General features: G+C 73.6%; 2 protein-coding genes and 1 pseudogene. All 3 read right to left on the bottom strand.

Annotated elements, in window-relative coordinates:
• Window positions 1-257 precede the first annotated feature (257 nt).
• Window positions 258-1,235, bottom strand: a complete 978-nt coding sequence (locus ABT106_RS31415) for an NAD(P)H-quinone oxidoreductase (protein ID WP_351284322.1) — start codon at window positions 1,233-1,235, stop codon at window positions 258-260.
• Window positions 1,236-1,301: 66 nt separating this feature from the next.
• On the bottom strand, window positions 1,302-2,402 hold the full coding sequence (locus ABT106_RS31410) for a potassium channel family protein (RefSeq protein ID WP_351284319.1): 1,101 nt from the start codon (window positions 2,400-2,402) through the stop codon (window positions 1,302-1,304).
• A pseudogene (locus ABT106_RS31405) lies at window positions 2,390-3,553 on the bottom strand (molybdopterin molybdotransferase MoeA); the annotation flags it as partial. The pseudogene ABT106_RS31405 and the gene ABT106_RS31410, both read right to left, overlap by 13 nt.
• Between the last annotated feature and the right edge of the window lie 109 nt (window positions 3,554-3,662).

Below are 3,662 nucleotides of genomic sequence, written 5' to 3'. Positions count from 1 at the left end.
CGCGCCTCAAACGCCGGCGGGGCTGGAGGGCGTCCCGGCAGACCGGGGGGTGGGGGTGGGAGGGCGTACCTGCACGCCCGGGGGTGTGGTGGGGGTGGAAGGGCGTCCCGGCAGGCTGGGGGGGTGTGGCGGGGCTGGACGGGCGTCCCGGCAGGCCGGGGGGTGGGGGCGGTGCGGTTGGCGGGGCACGGGGGGTGCCTGGGCGGGCCGGGAAGGGGGAAGTGGCCTTGGCGGGGGCGGAGGGGGTTTCGTCTGGGTCAGGTCGTCAGCAGGAGTTTGCCCACGTGGCTGCTGGACTCCAGGACGCGGTGTGCCGCCGCGGCCCGGGACATCGGGAACGTCTCGTGCACCACCGGCCGCACCCGACCCGAGGCGACCAGGGGCCACACGTGCTCGCGTACGGCCGCGATGATGGCGGCCTTCTCCTCCAGCGGCCGCGCCCGCAGCGACGTGGCGGTGATCGCCGCCCGCTTGGCCAGCAGCGCGCCGAGGTTCAGCTCGGCCTTCGCCCCGCCCTGGAGGCCGATGATGGCGAGCCTGCCGTTGACGGCCAGGGCGTCCAGGTTCCGCGTGAGGTACTTCGCGCCCATGATGTCGAGGATCACGTCGGCCCCGGCGCCGTCCGTGGCGGTCCGCAGCTCCTCCACGAAGTCCTGTTCGCGGTAGTCGATCAGGATGTCCGCGCCCAGTTCAGCGCAGCGCGCCAGCTTCTCGGGGCCGCCCGCCGTCACCGCGACCCGCGCGCCCACCGCCTTCGCCAGCTGGATCGCCATCGTGCCGATACCGCTGGATCCGCCGTGTACGAGCAGGGTCTCGCCGGGGCGCAGCCCGGCCACCATGAAGACGTTGGACCAGACCGTCGCGACGACCTCGGGGAGCGCGGCTGCCGTCACCAGGTCCACGCCGGCCGGGACGGGAAGCAGCTGCCCGGCCGGGACGGCCACCTTTTCCGCGTAACCGCCGCCGGCCAGCAGCGCGCAGACCTCGTCCCCCACCGACCAGCCTGACACCCCGGGCCCGAGGGCGGAGATCCGTCCGGAGCACTCCAGGCCGGGGTGACGGGAGGCGCCGGGCGGAGGGTCGTAGAACCCCTGGCGCTGGAGGACGTCGGCGCGGTTCACGGCGCTCGCCGCGACGTCGACGAGGACCTCGCCCTCGCCCGCCACCGGATCGGGTACGTCGGTCCAGACGAGGGCCTCGGGGCCGCCGGGCTGCTCGATGGTGATCGCATGCATGGCCCGGAGGCTACGCGAACGGTCCCCCGCGGCGCAGCATCCGCCGGGTCGGCTCCGCCGGCGCTCCTATTCGGCCGGTCCGAGGGTGACCGGCGGTGAACTCGGCGGGACCGCACGCACGATGGTGATGAGACGGTCCGTCAGCTGCAACGGGCTCGCGTGCGAGTCGTCGTACGCCAGCAGCCGGTGCCCGCGCAGCACGCTCACCACCAGGTCGTTCGTCTCCCGCACCGACTTGCCCACCTCGGCCTTGGTGACCGGCCGTTCGATGAGGTCGAGGCCGCTGCCCTGCTGGATCAGGTCCTCCATCACGGTGCCCGCGCTCGGGCTGAGGACCGACAGGCCCAGCAGCCGCCCGGCCGCGCTCGCGCTGGTGATGACCGCGTCCGCGCCGGACTGGCGCAGCAGCGGGGCGTTCTCCTCCTCGCGCACCGCGGCGACGATCTTCGCGCCGCGGTTGAGCTGGCGCGCGGTCAGCGTCACCAGGACGGCCGTGTCGTCCCGCTGGGTGGCGATGACGATCTGACGGGCCTTCTGGAGTTCGGCCCGCAGCAGGACTTCGGAGCGGGTGGCGTCGCCGACGACGCCGGTGAAGCCCTCCGCGTTCGCCATGTCGATCACCTTGGCGCTCGGGTCGACGATGACGACCTGCTCCTTGGAGAGGCCGGTGGCCAGCAGCGTCTGCAGGGCGGACCGGCCCTTGGTGCCGAAGCCGACGACGACCGTGTGCTCACGCAAGTTCTTCCTCCAGCGGTTCAGCCGCCACTCTTCTCGGGTCCGCTCGGTCAGCACTTCCAGGGTCGTGCCGACCAGGATGATCAGGAACAGCACCCGCAGCGGGGTGATGAGCAGGACGTTCACCAGCCGCGCGCTGGCGCTGTACGGGACGATGTCGCCGTACCCGGTCGTCGACAGGGTGACGGTGGCGTAGTAGAGGCAGTCGAGGAGGTCGACCTCCTCGTTGGCGTTGTCGTGGTAGCCGGCGCGGTCCAGCCACACGATGAGGACCGTCAGGAAGAGCACGAACAACGCCATCATCAGGCGTTTGGTGACCTGGGCGAGTGGCTTTTCGACGATGCGTTTGGGCAGCTTGATGCGCCGGGAGACGAGCTTCTCGTCCGCCCCCCGGGCCATGGCGTCCTGGCCGTGGAGTTTCACGTGAAACATCCTCCCGAAGCCCAGGGCAGATCGAGAATCTCCAGCTCCTGTCCCGACCGCGCTCCGTGTGCCGGTACGACGGCCAGCGCGTCGGCGGCCGCCACCCCGCGCAGCATCGCGGGGCCGTTGTACCGCAGCGGTACGGCGTGTTCGTCGTTCAGCAGGACCGGCACCAGGCGGGTGTCGTACGGGTGGCCCGGGACGTCGCCCTGGACCGCCGCGGAGTAGCGGGGGCGCCGGCGGCGGCCCGCGAGGGCGCGCAGCAGCGGTTCGGCGAGGGTGAGCAGCCCGGAGACGGCGGCGAGCGGGTTCCCGGGCAGTCCGACGACGTACCGCGCGTCCGTCCGGTCGCCGACGCGGGCCAGCAGCATCGGGTGCCCGGGGCGGACGGCGACCCCGTCGACGAGCAGTTCGGCGCCGGCCCGGAGCAGCACCGGGTGGACGTGGTCGACGGGGCCGGAGGCGGTGCCGCCGGTGGTGACGATCACATCGGCGGTGGAGGTGGTGACGGCCTTCAGCAGGGCCTCGGCCCCGGCGGGATCGTCGCCGAGCCGGCGGGTCCCGGTGACCTCGGCACCGAGGCGGGTGAGCCAGGGGGCGAGCAGGGGGCCGAGGGCGTCCCGGATCAGGCCGTCGTGCGGAAGTCCGGAGGTGAGCAGTTCGTCCCCGAGCACCAGGATCTCCACGCGGGGCCGGGGCCGGGTGGTCAGCTCGTCGTACCCGGCGGCCGCGGAGAGGCCGAGCACGGCCGGGGTGACCAGGGAGCCCGCGGGCAGCAGCAGGTCGCCGGAGCGGCACTCCTGGCCGCGCGGGCGGATGTCCTGGCCGGTGAGGACGCGCCGGTCGGCGAAGAGCTGGGAGCCGTGCTCGCGGCAGTGTTCGCTGCGGATCACGGCGGTGGTCTCGGCGGGGATCCGGGCTCCGGTGGCGATCCGTACGGCCTCCCCGTCCGCGAGGGGCTCGGGGCGACCGGAACCGGCGAGGGCGTCGCCGCCGGTGCGTACGGTCCAGGGGCCGGGGCCGGCGACGGCCCAGCCGTCCATGGCGGAGGTGTCGAAGGACGGCAGGTCGGTCAGGGCGTCCAGGGGGGCGGCCAGCACCTCGCCGAGGGCGTCGGCGAGCGGAACCCGGTGGGTGCGGGCCCGCGCGGCGGTCCCGGCGTGTACGGCGGTGTCCCGGCGTCGACATCAAATCGCTCATGGCATACGCCCGCTGGCTCGGGCCCGGCGAGGGCCTGATGATCCGGCTGCCCGAGACGGTAACCGCCCT

It is taken from the genome of Streptomyces sp. NPDC002044, from assembly GCF_040296725.1.
GTDB classification, from domain to species: Bacteria; Actinomycetota; Actinomycetes; order Streptomycetales; family Streptomycetaceae; genus Streptomyces; species Streptomyces antarcticus.
The sequence above is the reverse complement of the archived record's forward strand: the minus strand, read 5'-3'. Positions and strand labels throughout refer to the sequence as shown.